19 protein-coding genes and 5 pseudogenes are annotated in these 21,046 nt (G+C 69.3%); 11 read left to right on the top strand and 13 right to left on the bottom strand.

Annotated features, from left to right (window positions below; genetic code table 11):
• The 9 genes and pseudogenes from ACIRB1_RS45320 to ACIRB1_RS45280 form a co-directional block, all read right to left on the bottom strand.
• Positions 1 to 110 (bottom strand): annotated as a pseudogene (locus ACIRB1_RS45320) (LLM class F420-dependent oxidoreductase); the annotation flags it as partial.
• A gap of 123 nt (positions 111 to 233) precedes the next feature.
• Positions 234 to 488 carry a CDGSH iron-sulfur domain-containing protein gene (locus tag ACIRB1_RS45315; protein WP_403469822.1) on the bottom strand — a complete coding sequence of 85 codons (255 nt, stop codon included), beginning with the start codon at positions 486 to 488 and terminating at the stop codon, positions 234 to 236.
• A pseudogene (locus ACIRB1_RS45310) lies at positions 469 to 798 on the bottom strand (methyltransferase); the annotation flags it as partial. The gene ACIRB1_RS45315 and the pseudogene ACIRB1_RS45310, both read right to left, overlap by 20 nt.
• 77 nt (positions 799 to 875) lie before the next feature.
• Complete coding sequence (locus tag ACIRB1_RS45305; protein ID WP_403469821.1) at positions 876 to 1,619, bottom strand: SOS response-associated peptidase; 744 nt, start codon at positions 1,617 to 1,619, stop codon at positions 876 to 878.
• A 946-nt stretch (positions 1,620 to 2,565) separates the two neighbouring features.
• Positions 2,566 to 2,769: a recombinase family protein gene (locus ACIRB1_RS45300; protein ID WP_403469820.1), complete on the bottom strand. Its 204-nt coding sequence runs from the start codon at positions 2,767 to 2,769 to the stop codon at positions 2,566 to 2,568.
• A gap of 123 nt (positions 2,770 to 2,892) precedes the next feature.
• Entirely contained in the window at positions 2,893 to 5,307 is a 2,415-nt protein-coding gene (locus ACIRB1_RS45295; RefSeq protein WP_403469818.1) for a tetratricopeptide repeat protein, read from the bottom strand.
• Positions 5,308 to 5,477: 170 nt separating this feature from the next.
• On the bottom strand, positions 5,478 to 5,936 hold the full coding sequence (locus tag ACIRB1_RS45290; RefSeq protein ID WP_403469817.1) for a hypothetical protein: 459 nt from the start codon (positions 5,934 to 5,936) through the stop codon (positions 5,478 to 5,480).
• A 666-nt stretch (positions 5,937 to 6,602) separates the two neighbouring features.
• Positions 6,603 to 6,875 carry a hypothetical protein gene (locus ACIRB1_RS45285; RefSeq protein ID WP_403469816.1) on the bottom strand — a complete coding sequence of 91 codons (273 nt, stop codon included), beginning with the start codon at positions 6,873 to 6,875 and terminating at the stop codon, positions 6,603 to 6,605.
• The gene (locus ACIRB1_RS45280; RefSeq protein ID WP_403469815.1) at positions 6,875 to 7,108 is read right to left on the bottom strand and encodes a hypothetical protein; all 234 of its coding nucleotides are present in this window, start codon (positions 7,106 to 7,108) and stop codon (positions 6,875 to 6,877) included. The genes ACIRB1_RS45285 and ACIRB1_RS45280 overlap by 1 nt, the downstream gene beginning before the upstream one ends.
• Positions 7,109 to 8,043: 935 nt before the next feature.
• Between ACIRB1_RS45280 and ACIRB1_RS45275 the strand changes: the two genes are divergently transcribed.
• From ACIRB1_RS45275 to ACIRB1_RS45240, 8 genes and pseudogenes are all read left to right on the top strand, one after another.
• A complete protein-coding gene (locus ACIRB1_RS45275; protein ID WP_403469814.1) occupies positions 8,044 to 9,177 on the top strand; it encodes a serine hydrolase domain-containing protein in 1,134 nt (377 codons plus the stop codon).
• 267 nt (positions 9,178 to 9,444) lie between these two features.
• A pseudogene (locus ACIRB1_RS45270) lies at positions 9,445 to 9,720 on the top strand (biotin carboxylase); the annotation flags it as partial.
• A 7-nt stretch (positions 9,721 to 9,727) separates the two neighbouring features.
• A pseudogene (locus tag ACIRB1_RS45265) lies at positions 9,728 to 11,701 on the top strand (CocE/NonD family hydrolase).
• Between the two features lie 149 nt (positions 11,702 to 11,850).
• A complete protein-coding gene (locus ACIRB1_RS45260; RefSeq protein ID WP_403469813.1) occupies positions 11,851 to 12,168 on the top strand; it encodes a DUF3040 domain-containing protein in 318 nt (105 codons plus the stop codon).
• Positions 12,159 to 13,217, top strand: coding sequence for a DNA topoisomerase IB (locus ACIRB1_RS45255; RefSeq protein ID WP_403469812.1), 1,059 nt, complete (start codon positions 12,159 to 12,161; stop codon positions 13,215 to 13,217). Before ACIRB1_RS45260 ends, ACIRB1_RS45255 begins: the two co-directional genes overlap by 10 nt.
• Before the next feature lie 38 nt (positions 13,218 to 13,255).
• Positions 13,256 to 14,782: an FAD-dependent oxidoreductase gene (locus ACIRB1_RS45250; protein ID WP_403469811.1), complete on the top strand. Its 1,527-nt coding sequence runs from the start codon at positions 13,256 to 13,258 to the stop codon at positions 14,780 to 14,782.
• Positions 14,689 to 15,594 (top strand): polysulfide reductase, encoded by a 906-nt coding sequence (locus ACIRB1_RS45245; protein ID WP_403469810.1) that lies wholly within the window; start codon positions 14,689 to 14,691, stop codon positions 15,592 to 15,594. Before ACIRB1_RS45250 ends, ACIRB1_RS45245 begins: the two co-directional genes overlap by 94 nt.
• A 205-nt stretch (positions 15,595 to 15,799) precedes the next feature.
• Entirely contained in the window at positions 15,800 to 16,102 is a 303-nt protein-coding gene (locus ACIRB1_RS45240; RefSeq protein ID WP_403469809.1) for an ANTAR domain-containing protein, read from the top strand.
• A gap of 255 nt (positions 16,103 to 16,357) precedes the next feature.
• On the opposite strand, the gene ACIRB1_RS45235 is transcribed toward ACIRB1_RS45240, so the two are convergent.
• The gene (locus ACIRB1_RS45235) at positions 16,358 to 17,149 is read right to left on the bottom strand and encodes a SigB/SigF/SigG family RNA polymerase sigma factor (protein WP_403469808.1); all 792 of its coding nucleotides are present in this window, start codon (positions 17,147 to 17,149) and stop codon (positions 16,358 to 16,360) included.
• Between the two features lie 630 nt (positions 17,150 to 17,779).
• Here ACIRB1_RS45235 and ACIRB1_RS45230 point away from each other — a divergent pair.
• From ACIRB1_RS45230 to ACIRB1_RS45220, 3 genes and pseudogenes are all read left to right on the top strand, one after another.
• Positions 17,780 to 18,298, top strand: a pseudogene (locus ACIRB1_RS45230) (TIGR03557 family F420-dependent LLM class oxidoreductase); the annotation flags it as partial.
• 88 nt (positions 18,299 to 18,386) lie between these two features.
• Positions 18,387 to 18,713, top strand: a complete 327-nt coding sequence (locus tag ACIRB1_RS45225) for a plasmid stabilization protein (protein ID WP_403469807.1) — start codon at positions 18,387 to 18,389, stop codon at positions 18,711 to 18,713.
• A gap of 93 nt (positions 18,714 to 18,806) precedes the next feature.
• Complete coding sequence (locus ACIRB1_RS45220; RefSeq protein WP_403469806.1) at positions 18,807 to 19,343, top strand: cysteine hydrolase family protein; 537 nt, start codon at positions 18,807 to 18,809, stop codon at positions 19,341 to 19,343.
• Positions 19,344 to 19,365: 22 nt separating this feature from the next.
• Here the strand turns inward: ACIRB1_RS45220 and ACIRB1_RS45215 are convergent, their stop codons facing one another.
• From ACIRB1_RS45215 to ACIRB1_RS45205, 3 genes are all read right to left on the bottom strand, one after another.
• A complete protein-coding gene (locus ACIRB1_RS45215) occupies positions 19,366 to 19,713 on the bottom strand; it encodes a hypothetical protein (protein ID WP_403469805.1) in 348 nt (115 codons plus the stop codon).
• Between the two features lie 130 nt (positions 19,714 to 19,843).
• Complete coding sequence (locus ACIRB1_RS45210) at positions 19,844 to 20,332, bottom strand: hypothetical protein (protein ID WP_403469804.1); 489 nt, start codon at positions 20,330 to 20,332, stop codon at positions 19,844 to 19,846.
• A 6-nt stretch (positions 20,333 to 20,338) separates the two neighbouring features.
• A complete protein-coding gene (locus ACIRB1_RS45205; RefSeq protein ID WP_403469803.1) occupies positions 20,339 to 20,959 on the bottom strand; it encodes a hypothetical protein in 621 nt (206 codons plus the stop codon).
• Positions 20,960 to 21,046: the final 87 nt, after the last annotated feature.

The raw sequence follows: 21,046 nt of genomic DNA, 5'->3' as shown, positions 1-21,046 counted from the left end.
TCTGACGTGACGGAGAAGTCGAAACCGGCGCGCTCCGCGCCGACCACATGGTCCACCAGCTCCCGTGGGCCGGCCTGCTCGGTCATCATCGTGTACCCGATCTTCACCATGCCGCTCATCTCCTCGTGGGTCACCTACGCGCATACGATCTTCACTGGGGCGAGTACCCCTCTCATGGCCTCTCGCACGACCGGAGTTCTCCGCGACACGCGGAGCGCCGACCGGGCGGCTCGTCAGTCGGAGGCGGCTCCGCCGTCCGGCCTCCTCGGCGGTTCGGACCTGTGGTGACTGGTGTCGCACCACGGATAGGTGCGGCTGCGCCGGCAGGTGCACAGGGCGACGCAGAACCGGTCGGACGACACGGTGGTGCCGTTCTCCAGCGTGACGTCCACCGGCCCTTCCACCAGGAGGGGCCCCGCGCGCCGGGCCAGGATGCGGCAGCGCCGTTCACCGGAGTCGTACGTCACGTCATCGAGGTCGTACGGCACGAATGACCACCAGCTCTTCCTTCTCGGCGTCGTCCTCGATCAGGCCACGGTCGTGCAGCCAGCCGCTGCGGGAACGCAGGACCGGGCCGAAGGCGACACCGCGGCGTTCCACGATGTCGGCGCGCAGGCCCGTCGCCCGCAACCGCCGCAGCGATTCCTCCGGGCGGCTCAGCGCGGACTGGACCACGAGCAGCACCCCGCCGGGCCTCAGGAGTCCGGGGGCGTCCTGGCAGATCCGGTCCAGTACGAGGCGGCCGTCGTGCCCCGCGTCCCAGGCCCGGGCTATGCCCCGCCGGGGGCAGGCACTGGCGCGATCGGCAGGCTTCGCGTTCGGTGTCCCCGCCGTACCGCGCAAACGTGCGTAACTCGTCCGGGGTGGCGCGGCGGCTACGGCGTGACCGGGTCGAGGAGGTGCTGGCCGTTGTTACGGACGCTGTTGACGGCTGTGGACACGGGGCGGGTGTCCAGATGTCCATCGGCGGGTCGCCCGAGGAGGGCGCGAATCTCGTCGGCATCCTGGTTGGCTGGGTCGAGCCAGGCGTCGTAGTGGTCCTCGGCGAGAGCCAGAGGCATGCGGGGGTGGACACGGCCTGCCGCGTCGGCGGCCTCGGTGGTGATGATGGTGCAGGTCATCAGCCAGGCGGCGGGGTCGTCGTCCTGCTTGACCGCCGGATCGCGCCAGTACTCGTACAGGCCGGCGAGCGCCATCAACTGGTCGTCCTCGGGGTGGATGAAGTACGGCTGCTTGCGGGCCTTGCCCGTGTCCTGATCTTTGATCTGCTGCCACTCGTAGAAGCCGTCGGCCGGCAGCAGGCAGCGGCGCTTGGCGAACGCGCGGCGGTAGGCGGGCTTCTCGTGCACGGTCTCCACCCGCGCGTTGATCATCCGGGCACCGACCTTTACGTCCTTCGCCCACGACGGCACCAAGCCCCAGCGCAGCGGCCGCAATTGCCGGCCCGCCGGAGCGCCGTCGTCGTGTCCGCGCGGGATGCGCTCAAGGACGGCCCACACATCGTTGGTCGGCGCGACGTTCCAGTTCGGGGCGAGCGCCTCCTCGGCATGCCAGTCGGTGACCTGGAAGAGCCGGACCAGATCCTGGGGACTGCGGGTGGAGACGTATCGGCCGCACATACAGCCACTGTGCCACCGGCGCTGCTCGAAGGCTCTCCAAAGGTCGCGTGACTAGCCCACCGATGAGCAGCACAGCGGCACCTCACGCGGACGGCACTGCTGATCGTGCACGGGCATTCGACTCGCTCTCACTGAACTGAGCCCTATTCACGATCAGATTGCGAGAAGCCGCAGGTCACCGCCTTCGAATGGGGCGGCGGTTGGTGGGAGTGTCCTCCCGGCCCTGCAGTTGCGCGGCCAATCGCCGCCTGCCCCATCGTGCTCTTGGTCTGCCGACGGCAGCCGCTCCCCCGCGTTCTCTGCGCACGCGAACGCGCACCCGATCCCTACGGAGGCATCCCGTGATCACGTCCTTCAATGGCCGCGTCCCTCAACGCCTCTGCCGTTTCCTGCGAGCTGCCGCCCCGCTGGAGCCGTGTGCCTTCCGCGGGGACCGCTGGAGGCCTCACCGGAGCGCCCCCTGGCGCCTGCCCGCTGCCAGTCGTAGCTCGGAGTGTCCGGGAATCAGCGAGGGGGGGGAACGGCGCGCGGGATTCTCGTTACGCTTGCAGCACGTCACCCTCGGGCGGGGCTTTCAGCTCATCAGGGACGCTCTCACGACAGAGAGCCGTACGGCCGACCGCGCGGCACGCCCCCTGCGGACGACACCAGGCAGGTGTCCGCCACCGTCTTCCTCCGCATTCGAGGAGCCCTGACGTGTTCTCGCGTCCACTCACCGTCTCCCGCGTCGGCGGTGCCAGCCGACTCTGCAGCCGTTGCACCTCCCGGAGCACGGTATGAACGTCTCCTCCGTCACCGGTGTCGTCACGGGCGGCCTGCTCTCAGCCGTCGCCGATGCACCCTGGTGGGGCAGTTGCGCCGTCGTCGTCATCATTTTCGGGATCTGCAGCCGGTCCAGCGACGGGACGACGAGGGTGTCACCCTCGCGCAGGTAGTCGAGGGCCTTTCACAGTTCCTCGCGTTTGGCGTTCCTGCCGGACTTCTTGTCGGCGAAGATCCGGATGCACCCTGCTTCGGTGAGTGCGTGGATCTGCCGGTCGAGCAACTGCCCCTTGGTGGACACGCGTGCGTATCCCACGAGGCCGCCGGTCCGTACGGCCGGTACGGGGGCGAGGAGATCGGCGGTGTCGTCGTCTTGGGGTGACTGCACCCGCCAGATCGTACAGAAAAGGGTGCTCCTCAAGTTCTTGAGCACGTCGACTTTCTGACACCGTTTTATGGGCATGGTCGGGTGCCGATCCGGCCGTGAGCCCTCGCTTATCGATCTTGCTCATCAATCGGTCGATTGATGAACGCTGGCGCCCTCCGCCCGTCCCCTCCAGTGGGAGAGGCTGCGCCGGGCGGTGAGTGTGTGGGGGTGGTCCGGGCCCAGCACGCGCCACGTGTGGTCCAGCAAGTCGGCGAATGCCGCCACGGCTCCGGCCGCGTCGCCCGCTCGTCCGCGCCACTGGGCGAGATTGCCGCGTGTGGCGAGGGTGTGGGGGTGGTCCGGGCCCAGCACGTGTAGCAGATGCTCCAACACCTCGGCATATGCCGCTGCGGCTCCGGCCGCGTCGCCCGCCCGTCCCCGCCACTGGGCGAGGTGGCTGTGTGCGGCGAGGGCCTCGAGGTGGTCCGGGCCCAGTACGCGCAGCGTGTACTCCCACTGCTCGGCGAATGCCGCTGCGGCTGCGGCCTCGTGCCCTTCCTCCCCCAGCCAGGAGGCGAAGACTGTGTGTTGGGCGAGGGTGTGGGGGTCGAAACCCAGGATCCGCAGCCGTTCCATGAGCTGTTTGGCGTATGCCGCCGCAGATCCTGCCGCGTCCCCCGCCTGCGCCAGCCAGAGGGCGAGTTCATACCGGGCATTCAGGAGGTCTGGATGGTCTGGGCCCAGGATCCGCAGCCGGTCGCCGAGCAGTTCGGCGAGGGCGGTTGCGGCTCCGGCCGCGTCCCCCGCCTTCCCTCGCCAGACCGCGAGATTGCTCCGGACAGTCAAGGCTTCTGGATGGTCCGGGCCCAGGATCCGCCGGATGACCACCTCCAGTTCGGCGAAGGCGGCGGCGGCTTTGGCCGCCTCCCCCGCTTCGCCCCAAGAACGGGCAAGGAGGCCCCGGGTGGTCAGGGTGTGAGGGTTGTCCGGGCCGACAACCTGTTCGAAGTCGTCGAGCAACTCGGCGAGGGCGGCGGCGGCTTCGGCAGGTTTACCCGTCTTGCCCTGCAACGCGGCAAGGCTGCCGCGGATGGTCAGGGTGTGCAGGTGGTCCGGACCGACAACCTGTTCGAAGTCGTCGAGCAACTCGGCGAAGTCGGTGGCGGCTCCTGCCGGATCCCCTGCCTCGTCCCGCCAGTGGGCACGGTGGTCCCGTGCGGTCAGAGTGGCGGGGTGATAGGGGCCGAGGCGGTTTCTTGTTTCGGTGGCCAAGTGCTGGAAGTGGTCGCGGGCCGCTGCGGCTTGGCCGGATTGACCGAGGCTTCGGCCGGTCCGGAAGAGCACGAGGTGCGCGCCGCCGGCCTGGTACAGGGCGTCTTCGGCGTGGCGGGTGAGGGTGTCGGTGTTGGCGCGCAGGGCTTGGGCGAGGGCGGTGTCGCGTTCGATGTCGGGCCAGGCGTCGATGAGGGCGTCTGCGGCGGCGCGTGCGGCTCGGCCGCGCTGGTCGGAAGGGAGGTTGTCGCGGGTGGCGCGTTGGATGAGCTGGTGGATGCGGACGCTCTGGTGGGGAGTGCCGGGGGTGTGGTCGACAAGGCTGAGCCGGTGCAGGGCCCGCAGGGCTTCGACGGCGTTCTCGGCGGTTACCGGGGTAGGTTCCCGCTCGCCGGGGGTGCGGTGGGTGGTGAGGTGGGCCAGGGCAGCATCGCTGGTCAGAACGGTTTCCGGGATACCGTTGGGGTCGAGCATCGCGGCGAGCTGGAGCATGGGCCGAGCGAGGCCGACAGGGCGCAGCCGGTCGGCGTGTTCGATGGACAGTGACCAGGTGGCCGCCACGGTGGTGGCCTGGTCGTCGGGCAGCACACTGGGCTCGGGCAGCAGGTCGGCGAGCTTCCTGCGCCGGTCCGCCAGCCGCTGGCGGTAGTCGGCGCAGGAGATGGCGGCGTTGACGATGTAGGCGGCGGCCTGGGCCAGGGCGAGGGGCAGGTATCCCAGGTCGGCGGCGAGGCCGTCGATCTGGTCGGTCGGCTCGTGGCGGTGGTTCTCGTCGAGTACGGCGGTGAGGTACTCGGCGGCCTTCTGCGGGGTGAACAAGCCCACGGCGATCACGCGTCGGCCTGCTCCGGTCAGGACGGCCTCGCGGCGGCGGGTGGTGACCAGGACACGGCCGTGCGGGCTGGCGGGCGGCCACCAGCCGCGCATATCGGCAGGATCTGCGACATCGTCCAGTACGACCAGCCACCGGCACGGCTTCTGGCCGGCTTTGGGCTCCAGCCAGGCCAGGAACGCCCGCGCGCACTGCTCGGGCTTGTCGGGGTCCGCCGCGAGCAGTTCGATGCCCGCCTGTGCGTATCCGGCAATGATGCCCTGGCGGCTGCTCGCGCTGATCCACACCAGCACGTCCACCGTGCCGTTCTTCAAAGCGGTACGGGCGTAGTCGGCAGCCAGCTGGGTCTTGCCCACCCCGCCGGTGCCGGTCAGTACCTGGCTGAGCACTGCCGTACCCCCGCTGTCGAGCGCCGTCCGCAGCTGGTCGGCCTCGGCCCGGTGCCGGAAGGCCAAGGCGCACGGCGGGATGTCGCCGACCCCGTGCGGCCAGACGGCCGGTGTGCGGGATGGAGCGTGGTGGTGGTGATGGACTTCCCTGGCGTAGCCGACGGCGACGCTGCCGTGGTCGGCGAAGACGCCGCCGATGGTCTGAGGCGGCGCGGCCGAGGCGGTACCGGGTACGCTCAGTCCTGGTGCGGACCCGGCTGGGAAGGGTTTCCCAGGGTCACGTTCCCCATGGTCACAGCGGCGGCGGACCCGTTGTCGGCCTGGACGTTCAGGTCTCCGCCGACGGCCAGCCCACTCTGGCCGGCCAACACAGCCCTGTGGGAGGTCTGTTGGGCCTGCAGGGTGCGCAGCTCATCCACGACCCGGGCCCGCTCGACGTCCTCCAGACTTTCCAGCAGGGCCTCGATCCGGCCCTGCCACGCCGCTTCCTGACGGATACGCACCCGCTCCGCCTCGGCTGGCCGAGCCGCCTCCAACTCGGCCGCGGTCTGATCGAGGTGCTCCAGCTCGACCTGCACGCGCTGCGGATTCCCCCGACCGAACCAACGGGCCACCTGCTCGCGTATTCCTGTCCATGCGTCCGTGCCTGCGGCCTGCACCACCGCAGTGCCTCCCGCCGCGGCCAGCGCGGTCATTGCCTCCGACAGCATCCTCGCCCTTCCCCCTGAGAGATCAGTCCGGACGTGGGGCACGCACCACACCAGTGTCTTCAGTACATCACTCCATCAAACACGCACTGCCGTTGTCCTTGGTTCCGTCGAGAGAGCGGGCGTGGCACGGGGGCCGGGCACTGCATCTGGGGTGAGATTCAGCCGGGCGTCCATGTCGAGGTTCACCTCCCGGTGCGGGCGCACGTGAGACCAGAACAGCGGGGTCAGGCCGCGCCGGTCGGCGGACGTGAGGAGGTTCGCCCACTCCGGTTCGCCGAGGATGTTCTGGAGCATCAGGGTCAGGGCGCCCGACGCGCACAGCGAGCGAGCCCGTCCACCGGCCGGGCGGGGCGAGCCACAGGTCGGCGTGGGACTGGAGCCGCTGTTCGTCGGAGCGGTAGTCGAGCACGGTGCCGCACGGCATCGTGCCGTTGTCCGGGTGGTCGACTACGCCGGGCCATCCGTCCAGGTCCACGGTGTGCACGGGGCACAGGTACGCGAGCCAGGCCGCGCCGGTTCCGGAGTCCTGCGCCGGGCCTTCGCGGAGCGCGGTGGCCTTGAAAGGACACTCCACCACCGCTCGGAGCCCTCCGAGCTCGCGGTGGCCGGAGAGCTCCTGGACGATCGACGGCACAGCGGCTCCTTCGCTGGTCAGACTTCGATGTACGCGACGACGACCACGGTGCGAAGCGCCGTGACCCAGTACAGGAGGCGTACGCGCTCGAGGTCGTCGGTGTACTGGCGCAGCTGGGGACCAGAGGCGTCGCCGGGGATCGGCTCACCGATGTCCGGGTCGACGGAGACGACCACCAGGGCGCGGTCCAGGGCATGGATCTCCGCCTCGCTGGTGATGCTCTCCAGCTGCTTGGCCGCGGAGTCGGAGAAGGCGACCCGAGCGCGGCGGGAGCCGTGCTGTGGGGCCATCAGGCGACGGCCGGCCGCTGCTTGGCGAGCCGGGCGAGGTGGGCCTCGCGCAGTTCCTCCCACGGCGTGCAGTCCTCCACCGAAGGCAGCCCGTTGGCGGCGATGTCCTCCAGGACGGCGGCGAGCTGGTCGGCGCTCTCGCGGGTCCTGGCCGCGTACGCGCGCAGCCCGTTCGCGGCGTCGGGCTCCAGCTGCTGCCGGGCGTGGCCGGAGGGGGTCGGCTGTTCGCTCATCGAGGCCTCCATGGCGGGGGACTGCCTTCCTCTGCAACGGTATCGGCCGGCCCGGCCCGGGGGGACCACTCCGGACGAAACCCGGCCCGACGAAGGTGCAGGACCCGGGGGCCCAGGCTCTGGAGGGCTGGGTCCACCAGGGTCCGCCCGCGCGATGACACAGATCAGCTGAGCAGTGACACAGATGAGTGGACCCACCTGGGGAAACGGGGGGTTGATGACACAGGTCGGCCGGACTGTTCAGGCGGGATGCCCGACAGGACCTGGCCGTTGGTGGTCTGGAGGCGGGCGGTCAACGCGCGGCCGTCACCCGCCATCTACCGACCGTCGCCATCGTTACGTTCTGTCACGAGCGCTGGCGATGCATGATCACGAGCGTCACGCTCCGCCTTCGAATCCCGCCCTGGAGAGGCTCACAAGATCCAATAGCTGAACATACCGGGACACATTTGAGGCGGCGTGACATTTTTCCAGAGGCGCGTGACAGACAGCGTCACGCTCACGCTGTGTCAGCGTGACACTTCGAGCAGCAGGTCTGCCTCACAGGCCTCGGACCGAGATCTGTCCCGTCTCAACGGACCTGGTCCCAATCTCGGATGATCTGGTCCGATTCGCTCGTCGCCTCAGGTGATCTGGTTCGCGTGGATGTGCTGTCCCGGATCGATGAATGTGGCGAAGTCCCGGAACGATGAGGGACACGGAGCCCCGTGCCTAGACACTGGAGAGAGCCAACGGAGAGGTCGGCGGGCAAGGATGACGGGGCTTGTTCCCGACGACCCCTAGGTGAACCCCTGAACCCGGCGTCGGGGCGGGCGGCCCTTTGTTCCGGGAACCCCCTTCGTTCCCGGGGTGGATCCGTCGTACTGGCGTGGACGGGCACCATCGTCCACGCCAGTACGACACGGACCACAGGGAACAGCGAGGGCGGGAGAACGATGAGGGGCTCACGATTCGGGGCGTTGGCGCTGCTGACGGTGTGTGCGCTGGCTCCCACTGTGGGCGGTGCGGTCGCCGCACCGCCCACGGTGGTACCGGACGCAACCGCGTTGCAGGCGGCGCTGGATGAGGTGACGGCAACCGGAGCGGTCAGCGCGGTCGCCGAGGTCCGGCAGGGCGATGCCATATGGCGGGGCAGCAGCGGCAGGTCCAGGCTCAACGGCCGGCAGCCCGCCCCCGTCGAGGGCCGCTTCCGTGCCGGAAGCGTCACCAAGACGTTCACCGCCACCGTTGTGCTCCAACTGGTGGGCGAGGGGCGACTGCGTCTGTCCGACACCGCCGAGCGGTGGCTCCCCGGCCTCGTCCCTGCCCCCGGAGGTGACGGGATCACGGTCGGGGACCTGCTCCAGCACGCCAGCGGCCTGCCCGAATACACCGACAGACTGCTCGACGGCGAGCGCCCCCTCGACCGCTTCCGCACCTGGACTCCCACCGAGCTGGTCCGACGGGCCGTCAAGGACGGCAACCACAACCGCCCGCTGCTGTTCCCGCCGGGCACCGACCACCACTACTCCAACACTGACTACATCGTGCTCGGCATGATCATCGAGAAGGTCACCGGCCGCTCGTACCGCACCGAGATCGACCAGCGCATCATCCGCCCCCTCGGACTCCGAGACACCCGCCTGCCGGGCTCCTCTCCCTTCATCACCGGGCCCCACTCCCACGGCTACGAACCAGTCGAGAAAGCGGACGGGACACTCGTCCCGGTCGACTACACCACCGTCAACATGTCCATCGCCGGCGCCGCGGGCGAGATCATCTCCACCACCGCCGACCTCGACCGCTTCTTCCGCACCCTGCTCAACGGCGGCCTCCTGCACCCGGCCGAGCTGCGCGAGATGACCGCCGACCCCAGTGGCCGTGGCTGGGGTCTCGGCCTGGAGATCGCCGTTCTCCCCTGCGGCACGATCGTGGGCCACGGCGGCGGCACTCCCGGCTACCGCACCGTCTCCTTCCACACACTCGACGGCACCCGCCAAGTCACCGTGGACTGGACCGACTGGGGCACCGACGCCGACGCCAGCCCCGCGGCCCTCGCCCTGATGACCGCCGCCCTCTGCCCCTCGTAGCCACCAACAACCGAGCGTCCCGCACTCCGGAACGAGGTAGCAGTTGGAAATGGTGGAACCGGACCAGACCAGCTGAGACGACAACCGGCATCCCTGCACCGGTGACAGACCAGCTGAGAATCTCGTCTGCCTGGCATCTCAGTTGTTCTGGTCACTGCAGGTCACAGTTCCAGTCTCGAACCAGATCATTTAAGACGGGACAAGATCATCTGGTCCACGGATTTTTGAACCTTCGGCAGGAACGCCGCGATTGTCTCGTCAGTGGGTTGGTACCACCGCTGGTTCGCCGACGGAGTCGTGCGCGAGGTGCCGTCGCCCGAGGAAGTGGCCCGTATCGAGAAGGAGATACCCGGCGTCCGGATCGACATCGTGCCCGACGAGGGGCAGCGCCTCTCGGACGTCGACCGACAGGACAGCTACAGCTACGAGGTGGCGCACATCTTCACCGGCGGCGCCGACGAGCACGATCTGCGCGAGAAGTACGACCGCTGCGTCGCCGCGCTTCGCCTCGCCTTCGACCAGCCGACCGACCGCACGACCTGAGAGACATATGCGATACATCGAGAACCTCCCCACACCACCAGGCAGGAGGACCACGTCAGGATCCCGATGCCGGACGGCGTCCACCTCTCGGCACGCGTCTGGCGTCCGGTGTCCTCGGACGACTCCCCCATCCCCGCGATCCTGGAGTACATCCCGTACCGCAAGGGGGACTTGAGTTCCGTCCGCGACTCGATCCATCACCCCTACATCGCCGGGCACGGCTACGCGTGTGTCCGCGTCGACCTGCGCGGTACCGGCGACTCCGAAGGCGTCCTCGCCGACGAGTACCTGGAGGTCGAGCAGAGCGACGCCGAGACGGTGCTCGACTGGCTGGCCGCGCAGCCCTGGTGCGACGGCACCACCGGCATGATGGGCATTTCCTGGGGCGCGTTCGCGGCGCTGCAGGTGGCCGCCCGGCGGCCCGCGAGTCTGCGGGCCATCGTCATCTCCTCGTTCACCGACGACCGTTACGCCGACGACATGCACTACATGGGCGGCGCGATGCTGTCCGACAACCTCGCCGAGGCGGGCACCATGTTCGCCTACGCCACCTGCCCGCCGAACCGTGGGTCCTGAACTGGCTGCGCCACCAGCGCCGCGACGCCTACTGGCGGCACGCGTCGGTGTGCGAGGACTACACAGCCGTACGCTGTCCCGTCCTCGCCTCCAGCGGCTGGGCCGACGGCTACTCCAACGCCGTGACCCGTCTGCTCGCCCACCTGGACGTGCCGCGCAAGGGGCTGATCGGGCCCTGGTCCCACAAGTACCCGCACCTGGGCGAGCCCGGACCCGCCATCGGCTATCTCCAGGAGGTGGTGCGCTGGTGGGACCACTGGCTGAAGGGGGCGGACAACGGGGCGATGGACGGTCCGATGCTCCGCGCGTGGATGCAGGACAGCGTGCCGCCCTCCACATCGTACGAGGACCGCCCGGGCCGGTGGGTCGGCGAGCCCGCCTGGCCCTCGAAGCACGTTCACGACACCGCGTACGCGCTGCGCTCCCGCCACCTCACCGCCGAGGACGAGGCCCCCGACGACGAAACCCTTTTCGACGCGGGGATCCAGACGCTGAAGTCCCCATTGTCCGTGGGCCAGTTCGCCGGAAAATGGGCTTCCTACAACGCCCCGCCCGACCTGCCCTACGACCAGCGCGAGGAGGACGGCGGCTCCTTGGTCTACGAGACCGAGCCTCTGAAGGACCGGCTGGAGATCCTCGGGGCACCGCGCGTCGAACTGGAGGTGAGCGCCGACCAGCCCGTGGCGATGGCGGCCGCCCGGCTGTCGGACGTGGCCCCGGACGGCAGCGCCACCCGGGTCACCTACGGCGTCCTCTACCTCACCCGCCGGGACAGCACGGACAAGCCCGCTCCCTTGAAACCGGGCCAACTCCACCGGGCCACAGTGCACTTGAACGGCGTGCGCAGACGTTCACGCCAGGGCACCGGGTCCGGCTCTCGCTGTCCACCTCGTACTGGCCATTGGCCTGGCCACCGCCACGGCCCACGCTCCTGACCGTTCACGAGCGGCCGTGCCGCCTCGTCCTGCCGGTCCGCCCGGCCGGCCAACCGGACATCCCGGCCCCCTTCGAGGCACCGGAAGGCACGGCCCCCATCACGACAACCCAGGTGACCCCGCCTGAGCAGCGCTGGGAGGTGAGCCGCGACCTGATCGACTACGGCGCCGCGTTGAACATCGTCAAGGACCGCGGCACGGTCCATTACGACGCGATGGACCTGGACGTCGGCTGCCGCGTCCACGAGCGGTACACCTCGATCGCCGACGATTTCGCCTCACCGGCCGGCGAGGTGACATGGACCATGAGTTTCCGGCGCAAGGAGTGGGACGTACAGGTCCGCACGAGCACGACGTTGACCTGCGACACCGAGGAGTTCCACGTCAACGCCACGCTGGACGCCTACGAGGGCGGCCAACGTGTCGCCTCCCGCACCTGGAACGAGTCGGTCCCCAGGGACGCGCTGTAGACCGTGCCCGCAGTCACCGCCCACCGGCCTCAGGAAGGCATCGGTCGGCTTTCGCGGGGCACTCGTCCCGTCATCAGCACCGAGGACTCCCGCGCCGGCCCGGAGCGGGGAGGTCCCGTGCCGCAGCCCGGGAGAATGAGGTACTCACCGTGGAAAGCAGAAACAACCCCGATGACGTAGCACTGTCGTCGCACGAACGCCTCGCCCTGTGGCGGATCGAAGCCGAACTCCGCCAGGACCGACGTCTCGCCCGGCGGATGCGCCACCCGGTGGCCCGGCCGTGGCTGCCCCTGTCGGTGGCCGCCCTGACATGCGCGTCGCTGCTCCTCCTCGTCGTGGGAATCCTCACCTCCGACTCCGCCGCCCTGTGGTGCCTCGCCGCGCTGTGGCCGACCACCATCCTGTTGGCTTTCCGCATGCTGCGCCGTCCGGCCGGCACCGGGGACCGCATCAGGTCATGGCGGTGAACTCCGTGCCGTCGCAAGGCAGTTCACGGCGGCAGGTCCGGTTGCGCGACAGCGACATCCACCGGCCGGGAATCACCCGGATCCGCTGCGGGCGAGGGTTCCGCTACGTCGACCCCGGCGGCCGCCCCATCTCCGACGGGGTCGAGCGGCAACGCCTGCGCGAGCTGGCCGTACCGCCGGCGTGGACGGACGTGTGGATCTGTCCTGAAACGAACGGACACATCCAGGCGACCGGTACCGACGCCGCGGGGCGGCGCCAGTACCTCTACCACCCGCGGTTCCGGGAGCAGCAGGAGGCGGCCAAGCACGAGCACGTGCTCGAAGTGGCCCCCGCCCTGCCCCTGTTTCGGAAGCACACGGCCGAGGACCTCAAGGCCCGGGGACTGTGCCGGGACCGTGTGCTGGCCTGCGCGGCACGCCTGCTCGACCTGGGGTTCTTCCGGATCGGCAACGAGTCGTACCGCCGCGACAACGAGACGCACGGTCTCACCACGCTGCTCCGCGAGCACGCCTCGTGCCGCCACGACGAGGTGCGGTTCGCCTATCCGGCCAAGGGCGCGAAGGACGTGTCACAGGCACTGGCCGAGGAATCCGTGTGCCGGGCCCTGCGCGCGCTGCTGCGCCGCCGTGACGACGGCGAGCGCCTCTTCGCCTACTGGCAGTCCGGCGCCTGGCACGACGTGCACGCGGACGATCTCAACGCCTATCTGCGCGAGCGCTCGGACACCGACCTCACGGCCAAGGACTTCCGCACCTGGCACGCCACCGTCCTCGCGGCCGTCGCCCTCGCCGTGGCGGAGCCCGTCGCCGCCGCATCCCGCACCGCCCGCAGACGCGCAGTGACGCACGCCGTCCGTGAGGTGGCCGGCTACCTGGGAAACACGCCCGCGGTCTGCCGAGCCTCGTACATCAACCCCAGAGTCGTCGAACTCTTCCAGGAGGGCCGGACCATCGCCCCGGCCATCGACGACCTGGGCGCGGGCGTCCGCTTCGGCGAACCGGCCACGCAGGGTGCCGTGGAGGAAGCGGTGCTGAGGCTCCTGGCATAGCTTCGAGTACCCCGTCACCACAGGGGCACCCGGCCGTCATGAACGCCACGGCAGAAACCAAGGGATCGTACTGGCTGGAGACCGCACCACCCGGCGAGCCGGCTCCCCCGCCGTCGCACGACCTCTCCGTCGACGTCGCGGTGGTCGGCAGCGGCATCGCGGGGCTGAGCACCGCCTGGGAACTGGTCCGGCAGGGACGCGAGGTGGCCGTACTGGAGGCCGGACGGCTCGCCGCCGGGGTCACCGGCCGCACGACGGCCAAGCTGACCGCCCTGCACACGCTGGTCTACGACCGTCTCCGCCGCACCCGTGGCCCCGAGGGCGCGCGGCTGTACGCACGCTCGCAGTCCGCCGCGATCAGCCACGCCGCCGAGATCGTCGAGGAGCTGGGCATCGACTGCGAGTGGGAGGAGGCGGCGGCCTTCACCTACGCCGAGGACCTCCAGCGCGTTGCGGAGCTGCGGGCTGAGGCGGAGGCGGCCCGCGAGGCGGGGCTGCCGGCGGACTTCGTCACCGAGACCGATCTGCCCTTCCCGGTGGCCGGCGCGGTCCGGGTGACGGGGCAGGCCCAGTTCCATCCCCGAAAGTACCTGCTGGCGCTCGCCGACGACCTGCGACGGCGCGGCGGTGCCGTGTACGAGGACACGCGGATCGTGGCTCTCAGCGAGGGCGAACCCTGCGTGCTGACGACCGACGCCGGGGTGTCGATCCGCGCCGGCGAGGTCGTGATCGCCACGCACTACCCCGTGTTCGACCGCGCCCTGCTCTTTACCAGGCTCTCCCCCAGGCGGGAACTGGTGGTGGCCGGCACCGTCGACGAGGCGATCGCCCCACGCGGGATGTACATCACGCCCGAGCAGGCCACACGGTCGGTGCGCAGCGCACCGTACGGCGACGGCAAGCGCCTGCTGATCGTCACCGGGGAGCACTTCACCCCCGGCGCCGCCGACGTCGAGGAACGCTTCGCCCGACTGTCCGCCTGGGCTCAGGACCGCTTCCCGGGTCTTACGCTCACGCACCGCTGGGCCACCCAGGACAACGACTCCAGCGACTCCGTGCCCCTCGTCGGCCCCCTCCACGCCGGCAGCCGGCACACCTATGTGGCCACCGGGTTCGGCGGCTGGGGCCTAAGCGGCGGCATCATGGCGGGTGGCCTGATCGGGGACCTCGTCGGCGGACGCGCGTGCGAGTGGAGCGGCCTCTACGATCCGCGCCGCCTCGTCTCGGTGATCCGCGAGGGCGGGTCCTTCCTGAAGCAACAGGCCGACGTGGCCCGGCACTTCGTCGGCGACCGGCTGCCACCGCTGACGGGCCCAGCACCGGAGGACATCCCTCGCGGCGAGGGTGCAGTGGTGCGAACCGGCGGTCGGCAGTGCGCCGTTCACCGCGACGAGACCGGCCAGCTCCACGCGGTCTCGGCCCGCTGCACCCACCTCGGCTGCATCGTGGCCTTCAACCGTGCGGAACAGGCATGGGAGTGCCCGTGCCACGGTTCCCGCTTCGCCCCGGACGGACAGATCCTCCAGGGGCCCGCGGTACGGCCGTTGGAGAAGCGCGACATCTGAAGCGTCGTGACCGTGCCCACTGCCCGGCTTCCGTGCTCGCGGCGGGCGCCCAGCTCACGGGACGTACGACCACCGCCACGGCGATGAAGGTGTCCTCGCTCGCGGCGGTCTCGCTGTCCGCCGCTGCGCTCGTGCACGACCTCGGGGTACCGAGCCGGTTCCCGAACATGCTGCGGGTCCTCAAGCCGACCTCACCGATGAGCGTGGGTTCGTGGCTGCTCGCCGGCTACGGTCCGGCCGCCGGCGCGGCCGCCATCAGCGCCGTCACCGGGCGACTGCCCCGGGCGGGCGCGCTCGCGACTGCGGCGGCTGCCCTGCTGGGCCCGGCGGTCGCCTCGTACACGGCCGTCCTGGCGGCGGACACCGCCGTCCCTGCCTGGCACGGCGCACACCGCGAACTCCCGTACGTCTTCGCCGCTTCCGCGACGGCGGCCGCCTCCGGCATGGCCCTGGCCCTCGGTCCCGCACCCGAGTCGGGGCCCGTCCGCTGCGCCGCGGTCCTGGCCGCCGGGGCCGAGGAGGTCGCCACCCGGGCGGCCGAGCGGCGCCTGGGCATGGTCGCCGAGACCTACCGCCAAGGCCGGGCCGGAACCCTGCTGCGGACCGCCCGCGTGCTCACCGCCTCCGGTGCCACGACCGCACTGGTCCTCGGCCGCCGCAGCCGATCGGCGGCCGTCGTCGCAGGTCTCGCCCTCCTCGCGGGCTCGGCGTGCACCCGTTTCGGCATCTTCGCGGCCGGAGTCGCCTCGGCGGAGGACCCGAAATACACCGTGGTGCCCCAACGGGCCGACCCTCAGCCCGACGAGAGCTGAGGGTGGGGTTCCGGGCGAGGGCTCTGATGCGTCTCATGCCTCCTGTCCCTCTGGCACGGGCGCGCCCGGTTGGCGACCATATACCTGAAGGACGACGACACAGGACCGGGATCGCGACTCGGAGAAAACGATGACTTCAGACACCCGTTCGGCAGACGGCGTGCCACATGACGGCCCGACAGAGCCCTCCGTGCCCGCGGAGGTCATGGAAGAGATCGTGGAACTGCGGGAAGAGGTCGGCCAGTTGAAGGAGGCCGTCACCTCGCACGCCACGGTGGACCAGGCCATCGGCATGATGGTCGTCCTCGGCCGTGTCACGCCGGACGAGGGGTGGGCCGTGCTTCGCGAGGTCTCCCAGCTCACCAACATCAAGCTGCGCAACATCGCGGAACTGATCCTCATCTGGGGGCGCAACGGAGACCTCCCGTCCGATGTCCGGGCACCGCTGGAAGAAGCCCTCGACAAGTACGGGCCCACCCAGATTCCCGGAGCTCCGCCCCCACCGTGATCCACGGTTGCTGTTTGCGGCGGGCCCAGCCCGGTAGTCGGAAGAGAGGCGGACACTTGCCCAACCGCTCCCGGGAGGGTTCGGCAGTGAGCCCGCCACCGGCCGCCCTCGGGAGAAATCCCGCAGGACGGCCGGCCCGCCGCTGAGGCGGGCCCTGAAGGGCCCTGACGGGGCGCGGGGAACTGCGCGACCAGCCACGATGGCGCCGCAGCCGAACAACAGCCACAGCCCATCGCGGCACTTCCAGCGGAGCGCCTACGCGGCGTCGGCCAGCACGCGTTCGCGCACCTGGGCGCAGGAGGTGCTGATCAGCCGGGAGACGTGCATCTGGGAGACACCGAGCCGCTCCGCTATGCAGCTCTGGGTCATGCCCCGGAAGAAACGGAGGTAGAGGATGGTGCGCTCACGCTCGGGGAGCTTCTGAAGGGCGGGTTTGACCCCCTCTCGGTCGACAACCAGGTCGAACCCGGCATCCCGCTCCCCCAGCACGCCCGCGAGCGTCATACCAGGGTCCTCCCCCGGTGTCTCAGCATCCAGCGAGAGCGCGGCGAAGCTGTCCAGCGCTTCCAGACCTGCCTGTACGTCCTCCTCGCTCAGCTGCGTGTACTCGGCGATCTCCGCGATGCCCGGGCGCCGGTCAGGGCCCGTGGCGGACAGTTCCCGCAGGGCGACGCGCACCCTGTTGCGGAGTTCCTGCACCCGGCGCGGGACGTGCAGGGCCCACATGTGGTCGCGGAAGTGACGCTTGATCTCGCCGGTGACGGTCGGGACGGCGTAGCTCTCGAAGGCGTGGCCCCGGTCGGGGTCGTAACCGTCGACGGCCTTGACCAGACCGAGTGCCGCGACCTGACGCAGATCCTCGAAGTCCTCGCCCTTACCCCGGTAGCGGCCTGCGATGCGGTCCGCCATGGGCAGCCAGACCCTGACGAGTTCGTCGCGCAGTGCGTCCCGCTCGGGTCCGTCGGCCAGGTGCGAGAGGCGGGCGAAGGCGGCGGCGGTGTCCGGAGCGTCGTCGTGCGGATGGCGCTTCCTGGTGATGGTGTCCATGGTGCTCACAACTCCCTCACGGGGGTGTCGACTGGACGGTCCCCATGGGAGCGAGCACGCGCTGAACAGGTGGAACACACCCGCAACCCGGCGTATACCGGCTCCCACGGACGTGCCTCCTGTCCGAAGCACTCCATCTCCGCCTTCCCGCGCGGAGACCCCCGAAACAGGTTCACGCAACGATCACACGGAGCCAGAAAAGACCAACAAATCGTGATGAAAGGCGTGAGGGCAACGGTCGCGAAGCTGAGGTTCTGCCGCGCGGCAGGCCGGAGCGGGATGGGCCCGTGGGGCTGCGGATCGCTTCTCTTCTCGCCGTGTCGGGCGGGGACGCTCCGCAGCCCCACTCCCCTTGACCACCCAGCACCGGCCGGGTCCCCCTTGCCGGACGCTTCAAACAGCGCCGCGCGATCAAGTCCCCGCGGTCACCTGGCGGATTCGGAAGCACGCTCACGCGGCCGTACGGTCCGCGACCGCTGCGGCTGCCCGTCGCGCTGATCGTCGTGCCGCGCGAGGGCGGACAGCAGCGCTTCGACCGCCATCCCGGCCTCGGCCGGATGCCGCAGGATGGTCCCTGGCTGGATCCGATATGCGTTGGTCCGGCCCTCCCGCGTATGGGTTAGATAGCCAGGCAAGCACTACACGGTGGAGAACGCCCGCCTGTACACCGTCCCCGACGAGCCGGCGCCCATCGACGTCTCCGCGTTCGGCCCACACACCGCCGAGGTCGCCGGCCGCATCGGAGACGGATTCATCACCATGGCACCGGACACGTCCGCCATCGAACGATTCCGGCGCAGCGGCGGCGGCACCAAACCCGTCTCCGCGGGACTCAAGGTCTGCTGCGCGACCGACAAGGACGAAGCCGTCCGTACGGCACACCGCCTCTGGGCCAACGAACAGCTCCCCGGCGAACTCGCCCAACTCCTGCCCACCCCATGCCACTTCGAGCAGGCCTCCGAGCTCGTCGGCCCCGACCGCATCGAAGCGAGCCTCGCCTGCGGCGACGACCCGGACGCCCATGTGGAGGCGGTCAAGGAGTACGTCGACGCGGGCTTCGACACCGTCTACGTCAACCAGATCGGACCGGACCAACAGGGTTTCTTCGACTTCTACCGCACCAAGGTGCTGCCCCAGCTAGGCAACTGACAAGGCCGCGCGGCCGTTACGCGGCGCGCCGAAGGGGAACCCGTGTAGCGATTCGGGAGGCAGCAACGCACAGGAGAGGAGCAACGCGATGCCGGCAGGATCGAACAAGAAGAGGGAACGACAGTACGAGCACGTGAAGGAGAGCGCCGAGCAGCGGGGCGAGTCCACGCGCCGGGCGAAGGAGATCGCGGCCCGCACGGTGAACAAGGAGCGCGCCCGCACCGGAGAGTCGAAGACCGCGAGCAAGACCTCCACGCGGGACCCGAAGTCCGCCTCCCAACGCGGCGGCCAGCGCTCGCACAGCGGCGCCGAGGGACCCACGAAGGACCAGCTCTACGCCGAGGCGAAGAAGCGCAACATCCACGGCCGCTCCTCCATGGACAAGGGGCAGTTGCGGAAGGCCCTCGGCCGCTGATCACGACGCCCGGCCCGCGGCGACGTCTCCCGGCGGCGTCCCCGCCCCCTCCACAGGGCGCGCGGACGCCGTCGCCGACGCAGGGTGGAAGACATGGCACAGAGCGCACTCATCGTCATCGACATGATCAACACGTACGACCACGACGACGCAGCCCTGCTGATCCCCTCGGTGGAAAAGTCCCTGCCCGCCGTGACCAGGCTGCTGCACCGCGCGCGCGAACTCGACGTCCCCGTCATCTACGTCAACGACAATTTCGGGCAGTGGCGGTCCCACCACGGCGAGATCCTGGAGACGGCCCTGAAGGGGCCGCACGCCGACCTCGTACGGCCCGTCGCACCCGACGACGCCTCGCTCTTCGTCGTCAAAGCACGGCACTCCGCCTTCTACGAGACCCCCCTCAGCTATCTGCTGACCCAGCAAGGCGTCGACCACGTCGTATTGTGCGGGCAGGTCACCGAGCAGTGTGTGCTCTACTCGGCCCTCGACGCCCACATCCGGCATCTGAAAGTGACCGTGGCTCGCAACGCCATGGCCCATATCCACCCGGATCTGGCCGAGGCCGCCCTGCGGATGATGGAACGCAACATGGGGGCGCGTATCTCCACCGCGGAGGACGTCCGGTTCTGACCCGCGACGCCGCGTGGACGCCCTACCGGAGTCCCCTGCGTCGTATCACCGCTCCCACCCCCATCGTCACCGCTCCCGTCGCGGCGGCCAGCACGAGCCCGGGGTGTCGTGCGAGTGCCGCCTGGGCCGACCGGGAGTGGGACCTCTCGTCGAAGGTGCCGTGTGCTCCGTAGTCGCGTTCGGGGGCTTGGTCCGCCGGGTGCCAGAGGTTGGTCTCGCGGGTGCCGGGTTCGTCGGCGTCGGTCCGCTGCGAGGCGTAGCCGGTGCGGGCGAGATAGCGGTCCAGCAGCGCGGGTGCCAGTTTGTTGGCGAGGACGGTCGCGGCGGTGGACGCGCCCACGTAGTACTGCTTGCCTGTCAACGCGATCAAGGCAGGTAGTGCGGTTACCTGGCTGCCCGCGCTGTAGTACCGCTGCGCCCAGTACTTGGCAGTCGACGTCGAGGTATCGAGGTGGACCTCGGTGCCGTCATCCAGGTAGAGCAGGATCGTGTTATGAGCTCTACGTCTCCGATTCCTCCAGGCCAACCGCTCTCTTCAAGACCTGCACGTGAGGATTTCCGGCAAGCGACGGATATTCGGATACAACTCTCCCCAATTCTCTACGGATGAATTCGCGTCCAGCCGCAACGAATTCATCGACCGTGCAGGCCACTGCGCATTCCAGATAGCTAGGAACCACACGAAGGGATCCAGAGTTTCGATCCAGCTCGAAATCTATGGACTCATCATTCTCTGTAAAATCTATCCTACCAAGCCCTTGACCGCCTTGAGAAAAGAGCATCATCTGCTCAAGACCGTACATTGCATCAAATAGCGGCACCCACCCCCACGGGGGGCCGATATCGACGCCAGCATGCGTCAGACGCAAGGCCCCCAAAAAGTAGTACCACCTCAGGTCGGCTCGCGACACCGCCGCCAAGTCGTCGCCGCACAGCTTCTCTCGCCCATGACCCGAATACTCTGTACCCGAATCAAAAGATATTTCCATTTACACTCACTTCACCGGGAAGGCGTTCCGGACATAATTCAGGTCAGGGTCGTAGTAGACGCGGAGCGCGTAGAGCGATGTCCCTCTCGCATCCCGCATTTTCCCAACCGGCTCCTCATAGGTAAATTCCTTCACTATGCCATCCTTGTTTCCCGTATCTCGGTTGACCCTACCGCGCCTCAGCACATCCTTGATGAGCGCCGCTCGCGACGCCGGAGTGGTCTCGGGCAGCCACTCCGTCTTGGACGTGTCATTTGACCACATTCCCTCGGGTGTGTGACCGTTAGCGATGTGCGCATCGTTGATGGTTACGTTGTCGTAGACATCGGCGTTACCGGAACTTCCCGACGCAGAATCACCCTTCGCTTCCCTGAGTGCCTTTCCCAGCCCGTCGTTGATGCGTCCGATGCCGTCGGCCGTTCCGACAGCCCCGACGCCGACCAGCGTCACACCGCCGGCGATGGCAGGGGCTCCGACGATGCAGCCGACAAGAGTGAGGCAGAGGGCCCCGCCTCCGATGACCGCATCACCGCCGACACCCATCAGGATCATGCTCGCGACGGTCTCCGCCCCACCCCGCCAGACGTCAGGTTGCGAGAAGATCGCGGTCCCGTAGTCGACGACCACCCCTGGACCGGGGGGGTGGAGCATCCTCCCTGACGTCCACCGGCTCGTCCGATCAGTCGGCGGGACGTTGCCCCGAACGCTTGGGGC

The sequence above is a fragment of the Streptomyces sp. NPDC096013 genome (assembly GCF_044763565.1).
Taxonomy (GTDB): domain Bacteria; phylum Actinomycetota; class Actinomycetes; order Streptomycetales; family Streptomycetaceae; genus Streptomyces.
The sequence above is the reverse complement of the archived record's forward strand: the minus strand, read 5'-3'. Positions and strand labels throughout refer to the sequence as shown.

Bases quoted from the DNA above. Each gene is read 5' to 3' on its own strand.
- ACIRB1_RS45305 (WP_403469821.1), bottom strand. From the start codon at position 1,619: ATGTGCGGCCGATACGTCTCCACCCGCAGTCCCCAGGATCTGGTCCGG.
- ACIRB1_RS45290 (WP_403469817.1), bottom strand. From the start codon at position 5,936: ATGACCGCGCTGGCCGCGGCGGGAGGCACTGCGGTGGTGCAGGCCGCA.
- ACIRB1_RS45285 (WP_403469816.1), bottom strand. From the start codon at position 6,875: ATGGCCCCACAGCACGGCTCCCGCCGCGCTCGGGTCGCCTTCTCCGAC.
- ACIRB1_RS45280 (WP_403469815.1), bottom strand. From the start codon at position 7,108: ATGAGCGAACAGCCGACCCCCTCCGGCCACGCCCGGCAGCAGCTGGAG.
- ACIRB1_RS45275 (WP_403469814.1), top strand. From the start codon at position 8,044: ATGAGGGGCTCACGATTCGGGGCGTTGGCGCTGCTGACGGTGTGTGCG.
- ACIRB1_RS45255 (WP_403469812.1), top strand. From the start codon at position 12,159: ATGGCGGTGAACTCCGTGCCGTCGCAAGGCAGTTCACGGCGGCAGGTC.
- ACIRB1_RS45250 (WP_403469811.1), top strand. From the start codon at position 13,256: ATGAACGCCACGGCAGAAACCAAGGGATCGTACTGGCTGGAGACCGCA.
- ACIRB1_RS45245 (WP_403469810.1), top strand. From the start codon at position 14,689: ATGGGAGTGCCCGTGCCACGGTTCCCGCTTCGCCCCGGACGGACAGAT.
- ACIRB1_RS45240 (WP_403469809.1), top strand. From the start codon at position 15,800: ATGGAAGAGATCGTGGAACTGCGGGAAGAGGTCGGCCAGTTGAAGGAG.
- ACIRB1_RS45235 (WP_403469808.1), bottom strand. From the start codon at position 17,149: ATGGACACCATCACCAGGAAGCGCCATCCGCACGACGACGCTCCGGAC.
- ACIRB1_RS45225 (WP_403469807.1), top strand. From the start codon at position 18,387: ATGCCGGCAGGATCGAACAAGAAGAGGGAACGACAGTACGAGCACGTG.
- ACIRB1_RS45220 (WP_403469806.1), top strand. From the start codon at position 18,807: ATGGCACAGAGCGCACTCATCGTCATCGACATGATCAACACGTACGAC.
- ACIRB1_RS45210 (WP_403469804.1), bottom strand. From the start codon at position 20,332: ATGGAAATATCTTTTGATTCGGGTACAGAGTATTCGGGTCATGGGCGA.